The 21,598-nt window shown below is 73.6% G+C and carries 5 protein-coding genes; 1 reads left to right on the forward strand and 4 read right to left on the reverse strand.

From position 1 onward, the window contains the following. The first annotated feature begins 27 nt into the window (after nt 1-27). A complete protein-coding gene (locus tag OIE51_RS01435; RefSeq protein WP_326594870.1) occupies nt 28-813 on the forward strand; it encodes a thioesterase II family protein in 786 nt (261 codons plus the stop codon). 111 nt (nt 814-924) lie between these two features. Here the strand turns inward: OIE51_RS01435 and OIE51_RS01440 are convergent, their stop codons facing one another. The 4 genes from OIE51_RS01440 to OIE51_RS01455 form a co-directional block, all read right to left on the reverse strand. Continuing rightward, on the reverse strand, nt 925-3,729 hold the full coding sequence (locus tag OIE51_RS01440; protein ID WP_326594871.1) for a helix-turn-helix transcriptional regulator: 2,805 nt from the start codon (nt 3,727-3,729) through the stop codon (nt 925-927). A gap of 480 nt (nt 3,730-4,209) precedes the next feature. After that, on the reverse strand, nt 4,210-5,697 hold the full coding sequence (locus tag OIE51_RS01445) for an FAD-dependent monooxygenase (protein WP_326594873.1): 1,488 nt from the start codon (nt 5,695-5,697) through the stop codon (nt 4,210-4,212). A 63-nt stretch (nt 5,698-5,760) separates the two neighbouring features. Then, complete coding sequence (locus OIE51_RS01450; RefSeq protein WP_326594874.1) at nt 5,761-11,343, reverse strand: type I polyketide synthase; 5,583 nt, start codon at nt 11,341-11,343, stop codon at nt 5,761-5,763. Nucleotides 11,344-11,402: 59 nt separating this feature from the next. After that, complete coding sequence (locus OIE51_RS01455; RefSeq protein ID WP_326594875.1) at nt 11,403-21,578, reverse strand: type I polyketide synthase; 10,176 nt, start codon at nt 21,576-21,578, stop codon at nt 11,403-11,405. Between the last annotated feature and the right edge of the window lie 20 nt (nt 21,579-21,598).

Here is a 21,598-nt window from a genome sequence, read left to right on the forward strand (position 1 = left end):
GTACGACTCCGCCGCGGCGCCCACGCGATGACGTCAGCGATCGAGAACGACCTGTGGTTCCGGCGCTTCCCGTCCGCCGCCCAGGGCGCGTCGCACCGGCTGATCTGCTTCCCCCACGCGGGTGGCGCCGCCAGCTCCTACGCTCAGCTCGCCCGGGCGCTGTCGCCGGCCGTGGAGGTGGTGGCGGTGCAGTATCCGGGTCGGCAGGACCGGCGGGGCGAGCCGCGGCTGGAGAACGTCCAGGTGCTGGCCCGGGCGGTGGTCACCGCGCTGGGCGACCCGCCGTCGGTGCCGCCGTATGCCCTGTTCGGGCACAGCATGGGCGCGATCGTCGCCTACGAGGTGGCCCGGCTGCTGGCCGCGCGCCCCGGCAACGGCGCCGGGGCACGGGGACCGGCGCGGCTGTTCGCGTCCGGCAGCGACGCGCCGCAGGCGCGCCGCGACGGGACGGTGCACCGGCGCGACGACGCGGGGGTGGTGGCCGAGCTGCGGCGACTCAGCGGCACCGACAGTTTCCTGTTGGGGGATCCGGAGCTGCTGGCGATGGCCCTGCCGGCGATCCGTTCGGACTACACGGCGATCGAGACCTACCGGTGGGCACCGGGCCCGCCGCTGTCGTGTCCGATCACCGTGCTGACCGGCGACACCGATCCGCAGACCACGCCGTCCGGCACGCGCGCCTGGGAGACCTGCACGTCGGCCGGGTGCGACGCGCAAGCCTTCGAGGGAGACCACTTCTTCCTCGACCCGCATGTCACCGGTGTCGCGCGGCTGATCCGCGCCTCGCTGGGCGTGGCGGGAGGCCCCGCGTGAGCGGGACGTCGCCGCCGGCCGGGCACCGCGCGACCCCGGTCCGGGCGTTCCCGTCCCGAGGCCGCGCGGGTACGCGGGGTGCCGGTGGCGCGCGGTGGGCGGCCCGTGCGATCAGGTCATCAGGCAGTTCATGTCCATGGCCAGCGGCAGGTCGGTCCTGCGGCTGACCTCCAGCTTGCGGTAGACCCGGGTCAGGTGCTGCTCCACGGTGCTGACGGTGATGTGGAGCGAGCCGGAGATCTGGCGGTTGCTCATGCCCTGGGCGGCGAGCACGGCGACCCGCAGCTCGGCCTCGCTGAGCTGCGTCTCACGGACCGTCTCCCGGGACAGCAGGGGGGATCCGGACTTCCCGGGATGGTGGACCAGGGTGCGCGGTGGCTCCTCGGCGCCGCACTGCCGGGTGACGCGGTGGGCCCGGCGCAGCTCCGCCTGGGCCTCGCCGTCCCGCCCGAGCGCGTACAGCGTCATCCCGAGGTCGGTGAGGGCCGCGGCGTATTCGAGCCGGTCCTCGCTGCCCCTGAGCATCGTCACAACCTCGCGGAGCGGCGTCAGCCGGTCCTCGGGCGCGCGCTGGACGGCCAGGACCCGCAGGGCGGCGGCGCGCGACCGGTAGGACTCCACCCCGGACAGCCTGAGCTGGGCCTCCGCCAGCTCCCGCGCCTCCCGGGAGCGGCCCAGCTTGAGCGAGGCATGCGCGGCTTCGATCCGCCAGGGGAAGAGCACGGGCAGCTCCAGTCCCCAGTCGTCGGTGAGCCGGGCGATGGCGCTGAAGTCCTCGAGCGCCGCGTGGAACTGCCCGTTCGCGTGGTGGTACCGGCCGCACGCCAGGAGGTAGCGCAGGCCGAACGGGGTCTGGAACATCGCGTCGGGGACCGGGGTGCGCAGGTGCTTCACGGCCTCCTCCAAGTTCCCCATGGCGGCGTTGGCCTCCAGCAGGGTGCCCAGGGGCAGCCCCACGGCGACCCCCCAGCTCTTCGCCTCCAGCAGCGTCAGGGCCCGGAGGGCGAACCGCTCGGCCGTCGGGAGGTCCGAGCGCCGCAGCGCGATCTCCGCGTAGAGGGCGCTGTAGACGGCCTGCCAGGTCGGCACGCCCATCGCCTCACTCTCCTCCACCAGCCCCTCGCACCACCGGGCGGCGGACGCCAGGCGGTCGTGGCGGATCAGCGCGATGATGGCGGTCGCGAGGAATGACAGCGTCCGTTCGTTGAGCCGGTGCTCCTGGAGGATGCGCTCGGCGCGCTCCACCGATTCCTGGCCGGCGCCGCGCCGCAGCGCCTCCGTCATGAGGACGACGGCCCGCAGCGGGTGCATGGTCCGGGCGCTGTCCCCCACCTGGTCGGTCAGCAGATCGGCGGACAACTCGGCGGCCGTGGGGCCGTCGGGCTGCGCCCCGGGATACAGGTAACGCCGCCACAGGCGGAAGGCGTGGACGTTGCAGGCGAGGTCGGGAGCCATGTCGGGCAGGGCCCGCTCCAGCCGGCGCAGTGTCGCGTCGGCGCGCTCCAGTTCGCCGAACCACATCAGCGGTACGAGAGGAACGACCACCTCCGTGACGGGCATCCCGGAGTCGTCGTCGGGGTCGCCCATGGCGCAGGCGCGGCGCAGCGCGGCCGAGGGGTCGAACCACCATTCGGCGCGGGCCAGCATCGCGGCGGTCTTGGCCCGGACCTGCTCGTCGCCGCCGATCTGCTGGGCCATCCGCAGGAAGCGGAGCGCCGGGCCGATGTCGCCCTCCGCGATGCTCTGGTCGGCCGCGTCCTGGAGCACCGCGACCGCGCAGTTCTCCACGTCGCTGACATCGGCGCCGAGCAGTTGACGCGCCACGATCCGGGACGGCTCGCCCTCGGCGTACAGCAGCCGGGCGGCCCGGGTCCTGGTGGCGCCGCGGGCCTCCGGCTGCATGCCGTTGAGGATGATCCGGGCGGCGTCCGGGGCACGGAACCAGGAGTCCTCGACCAGGCCGATCTCGCGCAGGGCGGTCACGGCAAAGGAGACGACCTCGGGGCGCTCGTCGGCGAGCTGTCCCACCAGCACCGGCTCGGCCGACTCCCCGAGCACGGCCAGGGCACGGGCGACGGAGATCACCGGGGAGGGCGAGCGGTGCACACAGTCCAGCAGAGCCTGGGAGAAGTTGTGCCCGACGACGGGAGGGGGCACCTCGCCGGGGGTAGTGGTGCGGGAGTCCGCCATCAGGCCGCGCAGCAGCAGCGGATTGCCGCCGGTGAGGGCGTGGTATTCGGCGGCGCGTTCGGCGGCGCCGCGAGCACTCATCTGCCGGGCCAGCAGCGTGGCCGTGCCTTCCGGGGAGAGCATGCCGAGCCGGATGCGCTCGCAGTGCGGCTTGGGCAGGGGCTCGCCCTGGAACAACGGCGCCGCGTGAGAGTAATGCGTCGATTCTCCCAGGGCCAGCAGGAAGGCGTGCCGCACGCGGAGCCGTTCCACCAGGGTGTGCAGCGCCATCGCCGAGGGGAGGTCCGCGAAGTGGGCGTCGTCCACGATGACGACCAACGGCCTTCCCGCTTGTTCCACGAGCTCAAGGAGGGCCATGGTGACCCTGTAGAGAATCTGCGCCGGGACCCCTCCGGCCCCTTCCCCGCCCAGGTCCGCGGTATCCGCTTCATCCGGAAGGACCATGGCGCGGCGCACGCGCTCGGCGGCCGCCGCGTTCGGGCGAGAGCTGCGCAGTAGTTGGTTCAGGACCCCGAAGGGGAGGTTTCGTTCTGACGGCAACGCGGAGGCGTTGAGCACGATCGCCCCGAAGGCAGCGGCCTCCTGCGCGAACGCGAACAGGAGCTCCGTCTTGCCGCTGGCGGCCGGGCCCGAGACCACGACCCCGCGGCCACGGTCGTCATGGCTCTCGTCGAAATATGTGCGTAAAATTGCGAGCTGGTCTTCTCGTTCTATCAACACTGCCACATTCCCCCTGCAAACCAGTGCGGAATTTCAATGTCTCACCACACGGTGCCATCGTGACGAAGAGCGGCAGGTGGACGGCCGCAGACGGAACGGCCGCACGGTAAGTCCCCCTCTCTCAGCCCGCGCCCCCTTCAATGTCGAGGCTCTCCGCGAACGTCACCCGACGTCACACTAAGTGAGACCAGGTGATCTTACCAGTGCGGGCGACGCAACTGAAAGCAAAAGGGGCGAAGTCACAGGACGACCCAGGTAACCTCACATTTCTCCATTCGCCCTTCGGGATGGGCACGCATGAAAAAGGCAGCCGGGACGCGCACCATAAATCGCTTCCGATATCGCGGGAGATGGGCTACATTCCCGCTCTCCTCCGCTATTCCGCGGCCAACTCCTCATCATCAGGGCGCGACAAGGACCGGATTGGCGCGGCACGTGCCGCGCCGAATCGGCCACCCAAGGCGTTGCGATCACGAATCAGCACGTTTACGCCACGGTCAGGGCATCCAGCAGCTCCGTCACCCGGCCCAGCTCCTCCGGGGTCACGCCGGTCAGGGCGATGTAGCCGTCGGGGCGCAGCAACAGGAAGCCCCGGCCCGGACCGCGCCGCGCCGCGTGCTCGTGGACGAGGTGGTGCGGGCAGCGGTCGGCCAACTCCCGTGCCCGGCCGGTCAGCTCGCCACCGGACGGGCCGAGCGTCAGCAGCCGGAAGCGGTCCGCCGCCGTGTCGTCGGGCACGGGCACCCAGTGCGGGGTGCGGGTGCCGGGCGCGGGCAGCAACCGGGCGCGCAGGGCCGCGGCGCCCGCGCGCTTCGGCGCCCCGCCCCACAGCGGCCCGGGGTGGCTGATCTGCCAGCCGGCCAGCAGGGGGACGAACCAGCGCCGCAGCACGCCCAGGGTGTCCAGGCTGTGCCAGACGGAGTTCCGCACCCGGGCGGCCCTCGGGCCGAGCATGAACATCTTGATCAACGTGTGGGTGGTGCGCACGATCTGCTCGGCCGCCGCCCGCCGCTCGGGCTCGTAGGTGTCCAGGATCTCCGGGCGCAGCCGCCCGGAGATGACCCCGGCCAGCTTCCACGCGAGGTTCCGGACATCCTGGAGACCGAGGTTGAGGCCCTGACCGCCCAGCGGCGAGTGGGTGTGCGCGGCGTCGCCGACCAGGAAACAGCGGCCCTGGCGCAGCCGGGAAGCGATCCGCTCGTCCGCGGTGAAGGTGTTGATGTTGTCCAGCCGCCGCACGTGGAGGCCGCCGGGGCCGCGCTCGTCCAGCAGCCGCTGCACGGTCTCGGGGGTCAGCGGGGTGTCGGCCGCGATCGCCGCCGAGAGGCGGGAGCTGCCGTCCGGCATCGGCGCGAAGACGAGCGAGCCGGTGCGGCCCAGGAAGTAGTGCACGACGTCGCGCCGGAAGCCGCCGGCGATGTCGCCCTCGGCGAGCAGGAAGAGGGTCGGCACGGGCCGGCCGGGGAAGTCGATGCCGAGCTGCTGGCGGACGGTGCTGCGCGAGCCGTCGGCCCCGATGAGCCAGTCGGCCGAGATGACCTCGGTGCCGTCGGGGCCCTGCGCCTTGACCGACACCCCGTCGTCCGCGGTCGATAGGGCGGTGACCCGGGTCGAGCGCTCCACGCGCACGCCCTGCCGCTCCAGCGCGGCCTCCAGCAGCTCGCAGGTCTGCTGCTGCGGCAGCATCAGCGGCTCGTTGACCGAGCCGAGTTCGACGTTCAGCTCCCGGCCGCCCGCCAGGTGGTAGGTCAGGGCGGGCAGCCGCCTGCCGCGCTGTTCGGCTTCGGCCAGGACGCCGGTCTCGCGGAGGATGTCGTTGGTCGGCGGCCAGAGCTGGATGGCCCGGGTCCCGCGGGCCGGTTCGTCGGCGGCCTCCACGATGCGCACGGTGACGCCGAAGCGCCGCAGCGCGCAGGCCGCGGCCAGCCCGTTGGGGCCGGCGCCCACGATCAGCACCTCGGTCTTCTGGGTCATGTCGGGCTTTCCTTCCGTTGGGCCGTTGGGTGAGTTCGCCGGGGGCGGGGCCGCCCCCGCCCGTCAGGCCCGGCCGACCAGCCAGGCGTCGATCGCGTGGGCGGTGGATTCGGCGTGGGTCTCGATGACGGAGAAGTGGTCGCCCGGGACGTCCGCGCGGGTGTGCGGGCGGTCCCAGCCGGGCGGCCACTCCGCGCCGGGCGTGCCGGTGGCGCCGGGCATGCCGGGAAGCGGCAGCGGGTCGGCGGCCCGGAGCAGCAGGACGGGTGCCTTCACCTCGGCGGGCTCCCACCCGGCCAGCAGCCCCAGATAGCCGCCCATCGCGGTGAGCCGGGTGTCGTCCAGGTCGGGCAGCAGGTCGGCGCGCTCGGCGAGGCCGGTGAGCACCACGTGACCGATCCCGGCGAGCGTGTCGTCCCCCAGGGGGAAGGTGTCGATCAGCGCCACGCCCTCCGGGTAGACGCCGGCGCCCTCCAGCCGTTCCGCCACCAGGTGCGCCAGCAGCCCGCCGGAGGAGTGGCCTGCCAGGACGAACGGCTCCTTGCCCATGTGGGCGCGCACCGCGTCGGCGGTGGCGGCGGCCCACGCGTCGAGGTCGCGCGGGAGGCGCTCCCCGGCGGCGTACCCGGGCAGGGTCACGGCGGCCACGTCCCGCCGGCCCGCGAAGTGCGCGGCCAGCCGCGCGTACTGCGTGGGCGCGGAGCCGGCCAGGACGGTGGGCAGGCAGATCAGGGCCGTTGCCCCCCCGCCCGTGCCGCTGGTCAGGGGAACGATCGCGGGCCGCTCGGCGGGGCCGGGCCCGCCGAACACCGGGCGGAACCGGGCGGCGGCGGTGAGGAATCCGAGGAACTCCCCGGCCCGCTCCTGCCGCACGGACTCCAGGAACAGGGCGCCGAGCGAGTCGGGCGACGCGCCGCCCATCCCGGCCGCGGCGTCCGGGGCGGTGGCCGGTCCGCCGTCGCCGCCGCCCAGCAGGGCGTTCAGCCGCCCGGCGAGCGCGGCCGGGTCGCCGGCGTCCAGCACCGTGCGGGGCCCCACCCGCCGGCCGACGGCGGCGCTGAGGCGGTTGGCCAGCTCCACGGTCGTCAGCGAGTCCATGCCCTGGGCCAGGAAGCCGCGCCGCGCGTCGACGGCCTCGGGGTCGGCGTGGCCGAGCACGGCCGCGATCTCCGCGCGCACCAGGCGGAGCAGCGCGCGCTCCCGCTCGGCCGAGGGCAGGCGGGCCAGCTCCCCGGTCACGACGGCGGGGACGGCGGACGCGGCGCGCTCCCGCAGGCGCCGCACCTCCGGCTGCTCGGCGAGGAGCGGGCTGGGGCGCCCGGCGGTGAAGCGCGGGTGGAAGCGCTCCCAGTCCAGGCCGACCACGGCGATCGCGGTCTCGTCGTGGTCGAGCGCCTGGCGCAGCGCCGCGACGGCCGTGTCGGGTGCGAGCGCGGGCAGGCCGCGCTGCCGCAGGCGGTCCTGCCGGGCCTGTTCGAACTCCGCGCCGCGCGACTGGGTGGCCGAGCCCGCCCAGTAGCCGTAGGCGATGGACGTGGCGGCCAGGCCGCGCGCCGCCCGGTGGGCGGCGAGGGCGTCGAGGTACGCGCCGGCCGCGGCGTAGGCGCCGAGGCCGGCGCTGCCGCCGAAGGTGGCGGGGAAGGAGGAGAACAGCACGAACGCGGACAGCGGCAGGTGCTCGGTCAGCTCGTGGAGGATGCGGGCGGGAGTGGCCTTGGCGCGCAGGACACGCTCGAAGGAGGCGGGGTCCAGGTCCTCCAGCAGTCCCTCCTCCAGCAGTTCGGCGCAGTGCACGACGGCGGTCAGCGGGTGCCGTTCGGGCACGGCGGCCAGCACGGCGGCCAGCGCCCCGGGGTCGGCGCAGTCGCACGCGGCGACGGTCACCGTGGCGCCCAGGGCGGCCAATTCGGCCTCCAGCTCCCGGCGGCGGGCCTCAGGCACCGGCCGGCTCTCGGTCAGCAGCAGGTGGGCCGCGCCCTGCCGGGCCAGGTGACGGGCGACGTGGGCGCCCGCGAGGCCGGTGCCGTCGGTGATCAGGACGGTGCCGTCGGGCCGCCAGGAGCGGGCGGGCGGGGCGCCCTTCAACGGCGCGGGGACCATGCGGCGGACGAACACGCCGGTGGGCCGCACGGCGAGCTGGTCCTCCTGCCCGTCGCCGCCACTCGTGAGCACGGCCATCAGGCGGTCGGCGGCGGTCTCGTCCAGGGTGGGCGGCAGGTCCACCAGGCCGCCCCACAGACGCGGGTGTTCCAGGGCGGCGACCAGGCCCAGGCCCCAGACCGCGGCCTGCTCCGGGTGGTCGACGCGGTCGGTCCTCTCGGCCGCGACCGCGCCCCGCGTCAGGGACCACAGCCTGGTGTCCAGTCCGCTGTCGGCCAGGGCCCCCAGCAGCAGCACGGTCTCCGGCAGGCCGCCGGTCACGGTCGACGGAAGCAGCGAGATCACTCCCGGTGTCCGGTCGTCCCCGGCCGCCCGCCGCAGCAGTCCGGCCAGCTCCTCCCGTCCGGGCGGCCGGGCAGGGTCGAGGGCGACGCGGGCGGTGGTGCCGCCGTGGGCGGCGAGCGCCTGGCCGAGGGCGTCGGCGCCGTCGCCGGCCGCGTCCCCGGGGCCGGTGACGATCAGCCAGGTGCCCACGGCGGCGCGCGTGCCCGGCCGGCCGCCGAGCGGGCGCCACACGACGCGGTGCCGCAGGGCGTCCAGCGCGGTGCGCTCACGGCGGCCCCGGTGCCACGACGCCAGATGCGGCAGCACGCCGCCCAGCGCGTCGGCGTCGGCGTCGGCGACCCGGAGGGTGTCGGCCAGGCCGGTCAGGTCCTCCCGCTCCACGGTCTCCCAGAAAGCCTCCTCGACGGCGTCGGCCCCGGCGCGGGCGCCGGAACGGCCCTCCGCCCAGTACCGGCTGCGCTGGAAGGCGTAGGTGGGCAGGTCGACCGGGCCGGTGGCGCGGCCGGCGAAGACCTTCGGCCAGTCCACGTCGGCGCCCAGCGCCCACGCCTGTGCCAGGGAGGCGTGGAAGCGGGCCGGTCCGCCTTCGTCGCGCCGCAAGGTGCCGACGACGGCGACGTCGGGGCGGCCGGGGGCCTCGTCGGCGGTCTCCTGGACACCCATGATCAGCACCGGATGGGCGCTGGACTCGACGAAGAGGCCGTAGCCGTCGGCGAGCAGGGCACGCACCACCGGCTCGAAGGAGACCGGGCGGCGGCAGTTCTCGTACCAGTAGTCGGCGGTGAGGGTCGAGCCGTCCAGAGCCTCGCCGGTGACGGTCGAGTAGATCGGGACGCGGCCGGCCACGGGCCGGACGAAGGACAGCGACTCCAGCACCCGGTCGCGCAGCGGCTCGACCTGGACGCTGTGCGAGGCGACCGTCGCGGGGACGACCCGGGCCCGCACACCCCGGGCCGTCAGGGTCGCCACCAGCTCGTGCAGCGGTTCGGGAGCACCGGCGACGGTCACCGCGTTGGGGCCGTTGATGCCCGCGATGGACAGGCTGTCGCCGTAGGGCTCGATCAGCGCCTCGGTCTCGGCGGCCGACAGGGCCAGGGAGGCGACCAGGCCGCGGCCCACGAGCTCGTCGGCGAAGAGCTGGGAGCGTTGGACGACGACACGGGCGGCGTCGGCCGGGGTCAGCGCGCCGGACACGCAGGCCGCCGCGATTTCGCCCTGTGAGTGGCCCACGACGGCGTCGGGGCGCACGCCGTACGCCTCCCACAGCGCGGCCAGCGCCACATGCACGGCGAACAGCACGGGCTGGACGACCTCGATCCGCTCCAGCGAGGGCGCCCCCTCGGCCTGCCGCAGCACCGCTTCGACCGACCAGTCGACGTGCTCCTCGATGAACGCGGCGATCTCGCGCAGGCGGGCGGCGAACTCGGGCTCGGTGTCGAGGAGTTCACTTGCCATGCCCGTCCACTGGGAGCCCTGGCCGGGGAAGATGAACACGGTCTTGCCCCCGTCGTGGGCCACGCCCCGGACGACGCCGGCCGCCGCCGTGCCGTCGGACAGCGCGGCCAGGCCCGCCAGCAGAGCGTCCCGGTCCGCGGCGACGACGGCCGCGCGCTGCTCCAGCGCGGAACGGGTGGTCGCCGTGGCCAGGCCCACGTCGGGCAGGGCCAGCTCGGGGCGATCGGCCAGGTGCCGGTGGTAGGCGGCGGCCTGGGCGCGCAGGGCGGTCTCGCCGCGCGCCGACACCAGGACCGGCGACACGGCGTGGACGGGGAGCGGGCCGTCGCCCACCTCCGGCGGGCCGGGGGCGGGCTCGGCCGGCGGGGCCTCCTCCAGGATGACGTGCGCGTTGGTACCGCTGACGCCGAAGGCGGAGACCCCGGCGCGGCGCGTCCGGTCGCCCGGCGGCCAGGCCACCGGCTCGGTCAGCAGCGACACGGCGCCGGCGGACCAGTCCACGTGCGAGGTGGGGCGGTCCACGTTCAGGGTCCGGGGCAGCAGCCCGTTGCGCAGGGCCAGCACCGTTTTGATCACGCCGGTGACGCCGGCCGCGGCGCCGGGGTGGCCGAAGTTGGACTTCACCGACCCCAGCCACAGCGGGCGCTCGGGGGTGCGCGCGCGGCCGTAGGTGGTCAGCAGCGCCTGGGCCTCGATGGGGTCGCCCAGCGGCGTCCCGGTGCCGTGTGCCTCCACGGCGTCGAGGTCGGCCGGGGACAGGCGGGCGTTGTCCAGGGCGGCGCGGATGACGCGCTGCTGGGAGGGGCCGTTGGGCGCGGTCAGGCCGTTGCTGGCGCCGTCCTGGTTGACCGCGCTGCCCCGCACCACCGCCAGCACCTGGTGACCGTGGCGCCGCGCGTCCGACAGCCGCTCCACCACCAGCACGCCGACCGCGTCACACCAGGCGGTGCCGTCCGCGGCCTCCGCGAACGCCTTGACCCGGCCGTCCGGCGCCAGGCCGCGCTGTCGGCTGAAGTCGACGAACGCGCCGGGCGTCGAGATCACCGACACGCCGCTGACCAGGGCCAGGGAGCTCTCCTTCAGGCGCAGCGACTCGCACGCCAGGTGCAGCGCGACCAGCGACGAGGAGCAGGCGGTGTCCACCGTCACCGCCGGCCCCTCCAGGCCCAGGAGGTAGGAGACACGCCCGGACACGACGCTGCCGGCGGCGCCCGTCATGCGGTGCGCCTCCAGGTCGTCCCCGGCGTCGGCGAGCAGCAGGGCGTAGTCGAGGGTGCTGCACCCCGCGAACACGCCGGTGCGGGTGCCGCGCAGCGCCGCCGGGTCGATGCCCGCGTGTTCCAGCGCCTCCCAGGTGGTCTCCAGCAGCAGCCGCTGCTGCGGGTCCATCGCCACCGCCTCGCGGGGAGAGATGCCGAAGAATCCGGCGTCGAACTCGGTCACGTCGGGGATGAAGCCGCCGTGCCGCACATAGGTGGTGCCGGGCCGGTCCGGGTCCGGGTCGTACAGCCCGTCCAGGTCCCAGCCCCGGTCGGCGGGGAACGGGGACACCGGGGAGCCACCGGCGACCAGCAGCTCCCACAGGTCCTCGGGGGACCGCACGTCGCCCGGGAGCCGGCAGCTCATGCCCACGACGGCGATCGGCTCGTGTCGGGCGTCGTCGGCCTCCTGGAGCTTCCGGCGGGACTCGGCGAGCTCGATGGTCACCCGTTTGAGGTACTCGCGCAGCTTGCTCTCGTCAGACATAACGATCCTTAGGAGTCGTGTGGGGGCGCGGTGTCTGTCCGTCGCGGCGGGTGCCGCGGTCAGGCGGTGCCGAGCTCCCTGTCGATGAAGCCGAAGATGTCGTCGTCGCTGGCGGACTCCAGCCGGGCGGCGAGGGACTCCCCGTCGTCGCCGCGGTCCTGGCCGCCGTTGAGCTGCTCCACCAGGGCCTGGAGCCGTGTGGCGAGCCGGGAGCGGGCTGCGTCGTCGCCGTCGGCCGCCAGCGCGGACAGCCGGTCCAGCTCGGCGTCCACGGCCGCGGCGTCGTCCTCCGGGGCGTCGGGCAGGACTTCGGCCCGCAGGAACGCCGCGACGGCGGCGGGCGTCGGGTGGTCGAAGATGAGCGTCGTGGGAAGGCGCAGCCCGGTGGCGGCCCCCAGCCGGTTCCGCAGCGTCACGGCGGCCAGCGAGTCGAGCCCCAGCTCCTTCAGGGCCCGGTCGGCGCCGATCTCCACGCCGGAGGAGTGCCCCAGCACGGCCGCGATCTCGTCGCGCACCAGGTCGAGCAGGCGGCGCTGCTGGTCGGCCGGCGGGAGGCCCGCCAGCGCGGACCCCAGGTCGGGCGCGCGCACGGTGTCCGCCACTCCGGCCCCGTCCCCTGCCGTGCCGCCGTTCCCCGTCAACGCGCGCCGGGCCTCGGGCAGTTCGTCGATGAGGGTGGCGGCACGGACGGCGGTGAAGGCCGCGGCGAAGCGTTCCCAGTCGATCTCGGCCAGCAGCACGGCGGTGTCGTCCTGTCCGAGGGCGATCCGCAGGGCGGCCAGCGCCCGGTCGGGCGCCATCTCGGCCAGTCCGCGCCGCCGCAGCCGCTCGCGCCGTTCGCGCTCCTCGGCCGTCTCCCCGGGGCCACCGCCGACGCCGGCCCACAGGCCCCAGGCGACGGCGGTCGCGGGCAGGCCGCGCCGGCGGCGGTCGACGGCGAGCGCCTCCAGGAAGGCGTCGGCGGCACCGACGGCTGCCTGCCCGCCGCCGCCCCACACCCCGGCGGTCGAGGTGAACAGGACGAACGCCTCCAGCGGCTGACCGTCCAGCAGCTGGTCGAGGTGGTCCGCGCCCGAGACGCGGGCGCCCAGCCCGTGGACGAGAGCCGCCTCATCGGTGTCGGCCAGTGCGGTGGACGGTCCCGCGCCCGCCGCGTGCACCACGGCGGTCAGGGGGAACTCGGCTGTCAGGCGGGCCAGTTCGGCGGCCAGCGCCTCCCGGTCGGCGAGGTCGGCCGTGGCGACTGTCACCCGCGTCCCGGCCTCGGCCAGCTCGTCGAGGAGTCCCTGCTCCGGCCCAGCCGGCTCGCCGGTGAGCAGCACCAGGTGCTCGGCGCCCTCCCGGGCCAGCCAGCGGGCTGTCTCGGCGCCCATACCGGTCTCGGCGCCGGTGACCAGCACCGTGCCGTGCGGTGTCCAGGGGGCGTCCGCGCCGCGGTCGGCGCCCGCCCGGACCAGGCGCCTGGTGAAGACGCCGGAGGTGCGCAGGGCGAACTGGTCCTCGGCGCCGGGCTGCGCGAGCACCCCGGCCAGCCGTTCGAGCGCGCGCGGGTCCGGCGTGGTGGGCAGGTCCACGAGGCCGCCCCACAGCTCGGGGTGTTCCAGCGCCACGGTCCGGCCCAGGCCCCAGACCTGGGCCTGCCCCGGGTGCTCCGGCCGCTCCACGCCGTCCACGGCGACGGCGCCCCGGGTCACCGACCACAGCCGGGTCTTGCCCGCCTCCTCCCGCAGCGCGTGCACCAGCCGCAGGGTGCCGGTCAGCCCGGCGAGCGGGGTCTCGTCCAGCGCCAAAAGGGACAGCACGCCCTCGATCAGGGAGCCGTCGGCGGCCTCGGCGACCTGCCGGGCCAGCGCCGGCCCGGTGTCCTCCGGGACGATCAGGATCGGGCGGGCGCCCCGCGCGGCGAGGGCGCGGACGCAGTCCTCGGCCAGCGAGTCACCGGCCGGCGCGGCGGGGGCCACGACCAGCCAGGTGCCGGACAGGGCGGCCGAGGCCGGCTCGCCGACGGGCCGCCACACCACGTGGTAGCGCAGGGCGTGCAGCCGGGACTCCTCCCGGTGCCCGGCGCGCCAGGCCGAGAGGGCGGGCATCAGCTCGGCCAGCGGGCCGGTGTCGTCCAGTCCGAGGGTGTCGGCCAGGGTCCGGGCGTCACCTCCCTCGATCACCCGCCAGAACGCCGCGTCGGTCTCGTTCTCCGCCGTCGGCGTCGGGGCGGCTGCGTGGGACTCCAGCCAGTACCGCTGCCGCTGGAAGGCGTACGTCGGCAGGTCCACGGCGCGCGCGCCGTATCCGGCGAACGCCTTCCGCCAGTCCACCGCGCACCCCTGGGTCCACGCCTCGCCCAGCGCCGCGTGGAACCGCGCCAGGCCGCCCTCGCCGCGCCGCAGCGTGCCGACGACCACGGCCCCCGACCCGGCCTGCTCGATGCCCTGCTCGATGCCGATGGCCAGCACCGGGTGCGGGCTGACCTCGACGAACAGGTCGTGGCCCCGGTCCAGGAGCGACCGCAGCACCCGGTCGAACCGAACGGTCTCACGCAGGTTGCGATACCAGTAGGCGGCGTCCAGCGCGGTCGAGTCGTCCAGCAGGCCGCCGGTCACGGTCGAGTGGAACGGGATGCCCGGCGGCTGCGGGGTGATCGCGGCCAGGCCGTCGAGCAGCGCCTCCCGGATCGCCTCGACGTGCGCCGAATGCCCGGCCTGGTCGGCCGGCAGCCGACGCACCCGCACCCCCTCGGCCTCGTATGCGGCGAACAGCTCGTCACAGGCGTCGATGTCGCCCGAAACGACCACGGCGGACGGCCCGTTGACCACGGCGAGCGACACCCGCCCGTCCCACTGGGCCAGCCGCTCCTCGACCTGCTCGGCGGGCAGGCCGACCGACACCATGGCGCCGGCGGGCAGACCCGAGATCAGGCGGCTGCGGAGGGTCGCGACGCGAGCCCCGTCCGTCAGCGACAGCGCGCCCGCCACGCAGGCGGCGGCGACCTCGCCCTGCGAATGGCCGACGACGCCGGACGGCTCGACACCGCAGGACCGCCACAGCTCGGCCAGCGACACCATCACCGCCCACAGCAGCGGCTGGACGACCTCGACCCGCTCCAGCATCGCGGCGTCGCGCAGCGACTCGGCCGGGGACCAGTCCACGTGCGGCGCCAGGGCCTCGGCGCACTGCTCGAACCGCGCCCGGAAGACCGGCGACGACTCCAGGAGCTCCGTCGCCATGCCGACCCACTGGGAGCCGTGGCCGGGGAAGACGAACACCGGCCGGTCCCGCTCGGCCGCGGTGCCGCGCACCAGCCCGGCGGCAGACTCGCCCCGAGCCAGCGCCGCCAGCGCGTCGCGCGGGTCGCCGCCCACGACCACCACCCGGTGCTCCAGCGCGGAGCGGGTGGTCGCCAGGGAGAACGCGATGTCGGTGGCCGCCGTTTCGGGCCGCTCCGCCAGGAGTGCCAGCAGCCGCTCGGCCTGTGCGCGCAGGGCCGTGTCGCTCTTGGCGGAGAGCGGGAACGGCAGCGCGTCGGGGACGTCCACCGGCTCGGCGGGGGTGGGCTCCGGCTCCTGGGTGGCGGGCGGCTCTTCGAGGATGACGTGCGCGTTGGTGCCGCTGACGCCGAACGACGAGACGCCGGCGCGGCGCGGACGGTCGCCGCCGGGCCAGGCCACCGGCTCGGTCAGCAGCGACAGCGCCCCTGAGGACCAGTCCACGTACGGAGACGGCTCGTCGACGTGCAGGGTGCGCGGCAGCACCCCGTTCCGCATCGCCGTCACCATCTTGATGACGGCCCCGGCCCCGGCCGCCGCCTGGGTGTGGCCGATGTTCGACTTCAACGAGCCCAGCCACAGCGGCTGTCCGGCCGAGTGCCCGGTGCCGTACGTCGCCAGCAGCGCTTCGGCCTCGATGGGGTCGCCGAGCGGCGTCCCGGTGCCGTGTGCCTCCACGGCGTCGATGTCGGCCGGCGAGAGGCGGGCGTTGTCCAGGGCGGCGCGTATGACGCGCTGCTGGGAGGGGCCGTTGGGCGCGGTCAGGCCGTTGCTGGCGCCGTCCTGGTTGACCGCGCTGCCCCGCACCACGGCGAGCACCGGGTGTCCGTGGCGCCGCGCGTCCGACAGTCGTTCGACCAGGAGCATCGCCGCGCCCTCGGCCCAGCCGGTACCGTTGGCCGCCGCCGAGAACGCCTTGGAACGGCCGTCGGGGGACAGCGCGCGCTGTCGGCTGAAGTCGACGAAGGTGAAGGGCGAGGAGAGGACGGTCACGCCGCCGGCCAGCGCGAGGGAGCTCTCCCCCTGGCGCAGTGACTGGCAGGCGAGGTGCAGCGCGACCAACGACGAGGAGCAGGCGGTGTCCACCGAGACGGCGGGCCCCTCAAGACCGAAGGTGAAGGCGATCCGGCCGGTGCCGACGCTGCCGGTGTTGCCGATGGCGAGGTAGCCCTCCAACTCGCCGGGCTGGCTGGGCAGTCGGCTGACGTAGTCGTGGTACATGATCCCGGCGAACACGCCGGTCGGGCTGCCGCGGAGCGCGGCCGGGTCGATACCGGCCCGTTCGAATGCCTCCCAGGACAGCTCCAGCAGGAGCCGCTGCTGCGGGTCCATGGCCAGCGCCTCGCGGGGTGAGATGCCGAAGAACTCGGCGTCGAAGTCGCCGGCGTCGTAGAGGAATCCGCCTTCGCGGGTGTACGAGGTGCCCATCCGGTCGGGGTCGGGGTCGTACAGCCCGTCCAGGTCCCAGCCCCGGTCGGCGGGGAAGCCGGAGATCGCGTCCCCGCCGGACTCCAGCAGCGCCCACAGCTCTTCGGGACTGCGCACGCCGCCGGGGAAGCGGCAGCTCATGCCGACGATCGCGATCGGCTCGTCGTCGCCGCGCGTCGCGACCGTGGCGGAGGCGGCGGGCACGGAGGCCCGGTCGGCGGCCAGGCCGAGGCGGGCGAGGAGATCGCGGCCGAGCTCGGCGGGCGTCGGGTAGTCGAAGGCGAGGGTGGCGGGCAGGCGGAGGCCGGTGGTCTTGTTGAGCCGGTTCCGCAGCTCGACGGCGGTCAGCGAGTCCAGCCCGAGGTCCCTGAAGCCACGGGAGACGTCCAGCGTCTGGTCGCCTCCGTAGTTGAGCACCGCGGCCACCTGGGCGCGGACGAGGTCGGTGAGGGTCTTCTCCTGTTCGGCCGGGGGGAGTCCGGCCAGCCGCTGGGCGAGGGAGGTGCCGGTGGCCGTGTCCTGGGCGGAGGCGGCGGTGCGGCGGGGACGGCCGGGGCCGGCGAGGGACCGCAGGACGGCCGGCACGTCGGCGCTCTCCCGGCCGTGCAGGGCGGCGAGGTTCCAGTCCACGGCCACCACGTGCGCGGGGGCGTCCGGCACCAGCGCGGCATCCAACAGCTCCAGCCCTCGCGCCACGGTCAGCGCGGTCATGCCCGAGCGGGCCAGGCGGACCTGGTCGGCCTCGGTGAGTGTGGCTGCCATGCCGCCTTCGGCCCAGGGGCCCCAGGCGATGGAAGTGGCCGGCAGTCCCTCACTCCCCCGGCGCTGGGCCAGGGCATCGAGGAAAGCGTTGGCCGCCGCGTAGTTGGCCTGCCCCGCCCCCCCGACCGTGCCCTGGACCGAGGAGAACAACACGAACGCCGAGATACCCCACTCCCGCGTCAACTCATGAAGATGCCAGGCCGCATCCACCTTCGGACGCAGCACCCCCTCCACCCGCTCCGGCGTCAACGCGGCGAACACACCATCGTCCAGCACACCCGCCGCATGCACCACCGCACCGACCCGCCCACCCGGCGCCAGCGCCAGCGCACCCGCCAACGCCTCACGGTCAGCCACATCACACGCGACCACCGACACAGCCGCACCCAACCCACGCAACTCAGCCACCAGCTCCGCCGCACCCGGCGCCTGAGCACCACGCCGACTCAGCAGCAACAGATCCCGCACACCACGCTCAGCCACCAGATGCCGGGCCACCACACCACCCAGCGCACCCGACGCACCAGTCACCACCACCGCGCCCTCACCGAACACGCCCTCCCCGGCCCCGCCCACAGGGACACGCTCCAGACGCGGAACCAGCAACCCCTCACCACGCACAGCCGCCTGCGGCTCACCCGAAGCCACCACACCCGCCAGCGACACCACATCCACAGGACCCGACCCCCGCGGATCGGCATCCACCACAACCACCCGGTCCGGATTCTCCGTCTGCGCCGACCGCAACAACCCCCACACCACCGCCTGCGCCAAATCCACCACACCGTCCCGCTCATCCACAGCGACCGCCCCCCGGGTGACCACGACCAGACGCGAACCCGCAAGCCGATCCTGCGCAAGCCAGGACTGCGTCAGCTCCAGCGCCCAATCCACCAAGGACCGCACACCGGCAGGCACATCCACCCCGCCACTCGCAGGAGCCACCGCCACCGCGACCCGCGGCACCCCCCCACCGGACTCCACCGACGCGGCCAGCGCCGCCACATCCGCGAAAGCCGTGAGCCCACCACCGCCATCACCACCCAGAAGAACCCAGCCCTCCCCGACCACCCCGGGCCCGGCACCACCCGGAACAGCCACCCACTGAAGACGGGTAAGACCACTCCCCACAGAACCCGAAACACGCAACTGCCCCGGCGTGACCGCCCGCAGCGCCAGCGACTCCACCTCCACCACCGGCTGCCCGGCCGCATCCACCGCACGCAGCGACACCGCATCCACCCCGACCGGCGCCAGCGTCACCCGCAACACCCCCGCACCCACCGCATACAGCCGCACCCCGCTCCACACGAACGGCAACCGCGTCACACCACCCTCCTCGGGCAGCACACCCAGACCAATCGCATGCAACGCCGCATCCAGCAACGCCGGATGCAACCCGAACGACCCCGCCTCCCCAGCCCCCTCCCCACCCAGGACCACCTCGGCGAACACCTCACGCCCACGCCGCCACACCGACCGCAACCCCTGAAACACAGGCCCATAACCAAAACCCAGACCCGCCAACACCTCATACCGGCCCACCACATCCACCGGCACCGCCCCCACCGGCGGCCACACACCACCACCCACACCAACAAAACCACCAGAACCACCAGAACCACCAGAACCACCCACAACCAACACCCCAGACGCATGCCGCATCCAGGGCGTTCCCTGGGTTTGGTCGTCGGGGCGGGAGTAGATGGCGACCGGTCGCCTGCCGCCGTCATCGGCGGTGCCGACCACCACCTGCACCTGGACGGCTCCGGTCTCGGGGATGGTGAGGGGGGCTTCCTGCGTCAGCTCCTCCAGTTCCGGGGTTCCGGTGTGTTCGGCGGCGTGGAGGGCGAGTTCGACGAACGCGGTCCCCGGCAGCAACACCGACCCCAAAACAGCGTGATCGGCCAGCCACGGATGCGTCTCCAGCGACAACCGCCCGGTCAGCACAAACTCATCACCCCCCGCCACCGCCACCACAGCCGCCAACAGCGGATGACCCGCAACACCCACACCCAACGCGGACGCCGACACCGCACCCCCGGCGTCATGCCGCAACCAGAACCGCTCCCGCTCAAACGCGTACGTCGGCAGATCCACCACCGGACCCGCGCCCACCACAGCCGGCCACTCCACCCCGACACCACGCGCCCACAACCGGCCCAGCGCCACCACCGCACCAGCCACCTCATCCCCATCACGCAACCCGGGCACGAACTCACCCGCGTCCTCCCGCGACAGACACCCCGGCCCCAGCCCCGACAACACACCACCAGGACCAAGCTCCAGGAACGTGGTGACCCCGTCCTCCTCCAACGCCCGCACCCCATCGGCGAAACGCACCGCCTCCCGCACATGCCCCACCCAGTACTCCGGCGACGACACCTCCCCCACCGACACCAGACCACCCGACACGTTCGACACAAACCCCAACCCCGGCTCAGCGAACGACAACCCCGCCACCACCGAACGGAACTCCCCCACCATCCCGTCCATCAACGGCGAATGAAACGCATGACTCACCCGCAACCGCCGCGTCCGACGCCCCACCCCACGCCACACCCCAGCAACCGCCTCAACACCCTCCTCAACACCCGACACCACCACCGACACAGGACCATTCACCGCCGCGATCGCCACCCGCCCCTCCCACGGCACCAGCGACCCGGCAACCTCCTCCTCCGAAGCCTCAATCGCCACCATCGCCCCACCCGGCGGCAACGCCTGCATCAACCGACCCCGCGCCGCCACCAGCACACACGCATCCGCAAGAGACAACACCCCCGCCACATGCGCCGCGACAATCTCCCCCACCGAATGACCCGCCACACAATCCGGCCGCACACCCCACGAAGCAAACAAACGAAACAAAGCCACCTCAAACGCGAACAACGCCGGCTGCGTCATCCCCGTCTCATCCAGCCCCTCACCCGTCACCACCGCATCCGAAACCGACACACCCACCAACGGCTCCAGCAACCCGCACACCTCATCAAACGCCTCAGCGAACACCGGGAACCGCTCATACAACTCCCGGCCCATACCAGCCCGCTGACTGCCCTGCCCCGTAAACAGGAACGCGACCTTCCCACCACTCACCGAACCCTCGGCACCACGCCCGAGCGAACCGCCCGAAGCCAGCACCGACAACTCCTCCACCACCGCACCCCGACCAGCAGCCACCACCACCGCACGATGCTCAAAAGCCGCCCGCGACACCACCAGCGAACGAGCAACATCCCCCAACCCCAACCCCGGCCACGCCACCAGATGATCAGCCAACCGCCCCGCCTGCCCCCGAAGCGCGGCCTCGCTCCGCGCCGACACCACGATCGGCACCAGACCCTCGTCCGGAGCGGGCTCATCCTGCCCGGACCGCTCCTCGCTCTCCGGTGCCTGTTCGAGAATGATGTGCGCATTGGTGCCACTGATCCCGAACGAGGACACCCCCGCCCGGCGCCGACGACCACTGTCCGGCCAGCCCACCGACTCCGTCAGCAACCGCACCGCACCCGCTTCCCAATCCACGAACGGCGACGGCTCATCCACATGCAGGGTCCGCGGCAGCACCCCATGCCGCATCGCCATCACCATCTTGATCACACCACCCACACCGGCCGCGGCCTGCGCATGACCGATGTTCGACTTCAACGACCCCAACCACAACGGCCGGTCCCCACCAGAACGCTCCCGCCCATACGTCGCGATCAGCGCCTGCGCCTCGATCGGATCACCCAACCGCGTCCCCGTGCCATGCCCTTCAACCGCGTCCACATCTCCCATGGACAACCGCGCATCCGCCAACGCGGCGCGGATGACACGCTGCTGAGAAGGACCATTCGGAGCCGTCAGACCATTGCTCGCGCCGTCCTGGTTGACCGCGCTGCCGCGCACCACCGCCAGCACCCGATGCCCGTTGCGCACCGCGTCCGACAACCGCTCCACCACCAGCACACCCGCACCCTCGGCCCAGCCGGTGCCATCAGCCGACGCCGCGAACGACTTGCACCGCCCATCAGCCGACAACCCACGCTGCCGCGAGAACTCCACAAACGTCCCCGGCGACGACATCACCGTCACCCCACCGGCCAACGCCAGCGAACACTCACCCCGCCGCAACGCCTGCACCGCCAGATGCAACGCCACCAACGACGACGAACACGCCGTATCCACCGTCAACGCCGGCCCCTCAAGACCCAGCACATACGACACCCGCCCCGACAACACACTGCCGAGACCGCCGGTGAGGCGGTGCCCCTCGATGCCCTCCACGACATCGTGGAGGTGAGGTCCGTAGTCGTGGTACATGAGGCCGGTGAAGACGCCGGTGTCGCTGCCGCGCAGCTCACCCGGGTCGATCCCCGCCCGCTCCAACGCCTCCCACGACACCTCCAGCATCAACCGCTGCTGCGGATCCATCCCCAACGCCTCACGCGGTGAGATCCCGAAAAACTCCGCATCGAACTCCGCCGCCCCATGCAGGAACCCACCCTCACGCGTATACGACGACCCCGACCGCTCCGGATCAGGATCGAACAACCGCTCAAGATCCCAACCCCGATCCACCGGAAACCCCGAAACCCCGTCCGCACCCGAGGCCACCAGATCCCACAACCCCTCCGGCGACTCCACACCACCCGGAAAACGACACCCCATCCCCACGATCGCCACCGGCTCATGGGTCGTCTCGACGAGGTGGCGGTTCTGCTCCCTGAGCTTGCTGACCTCCTTGAGGGAATCCCGGAGAGCCTCAACGACCGCTTCTGCTGACGTGTTCGACATTTCTCTTCTTTGCCTTTCAG

This window comes from Streptomyces sp. NBC_01803 (assembly GCF_035917415.1).
GTDB lineage: Bacteria > Actinomycetota > Actinomycetes > Streptomycetales > Streptomycetaceae > Streptomyces.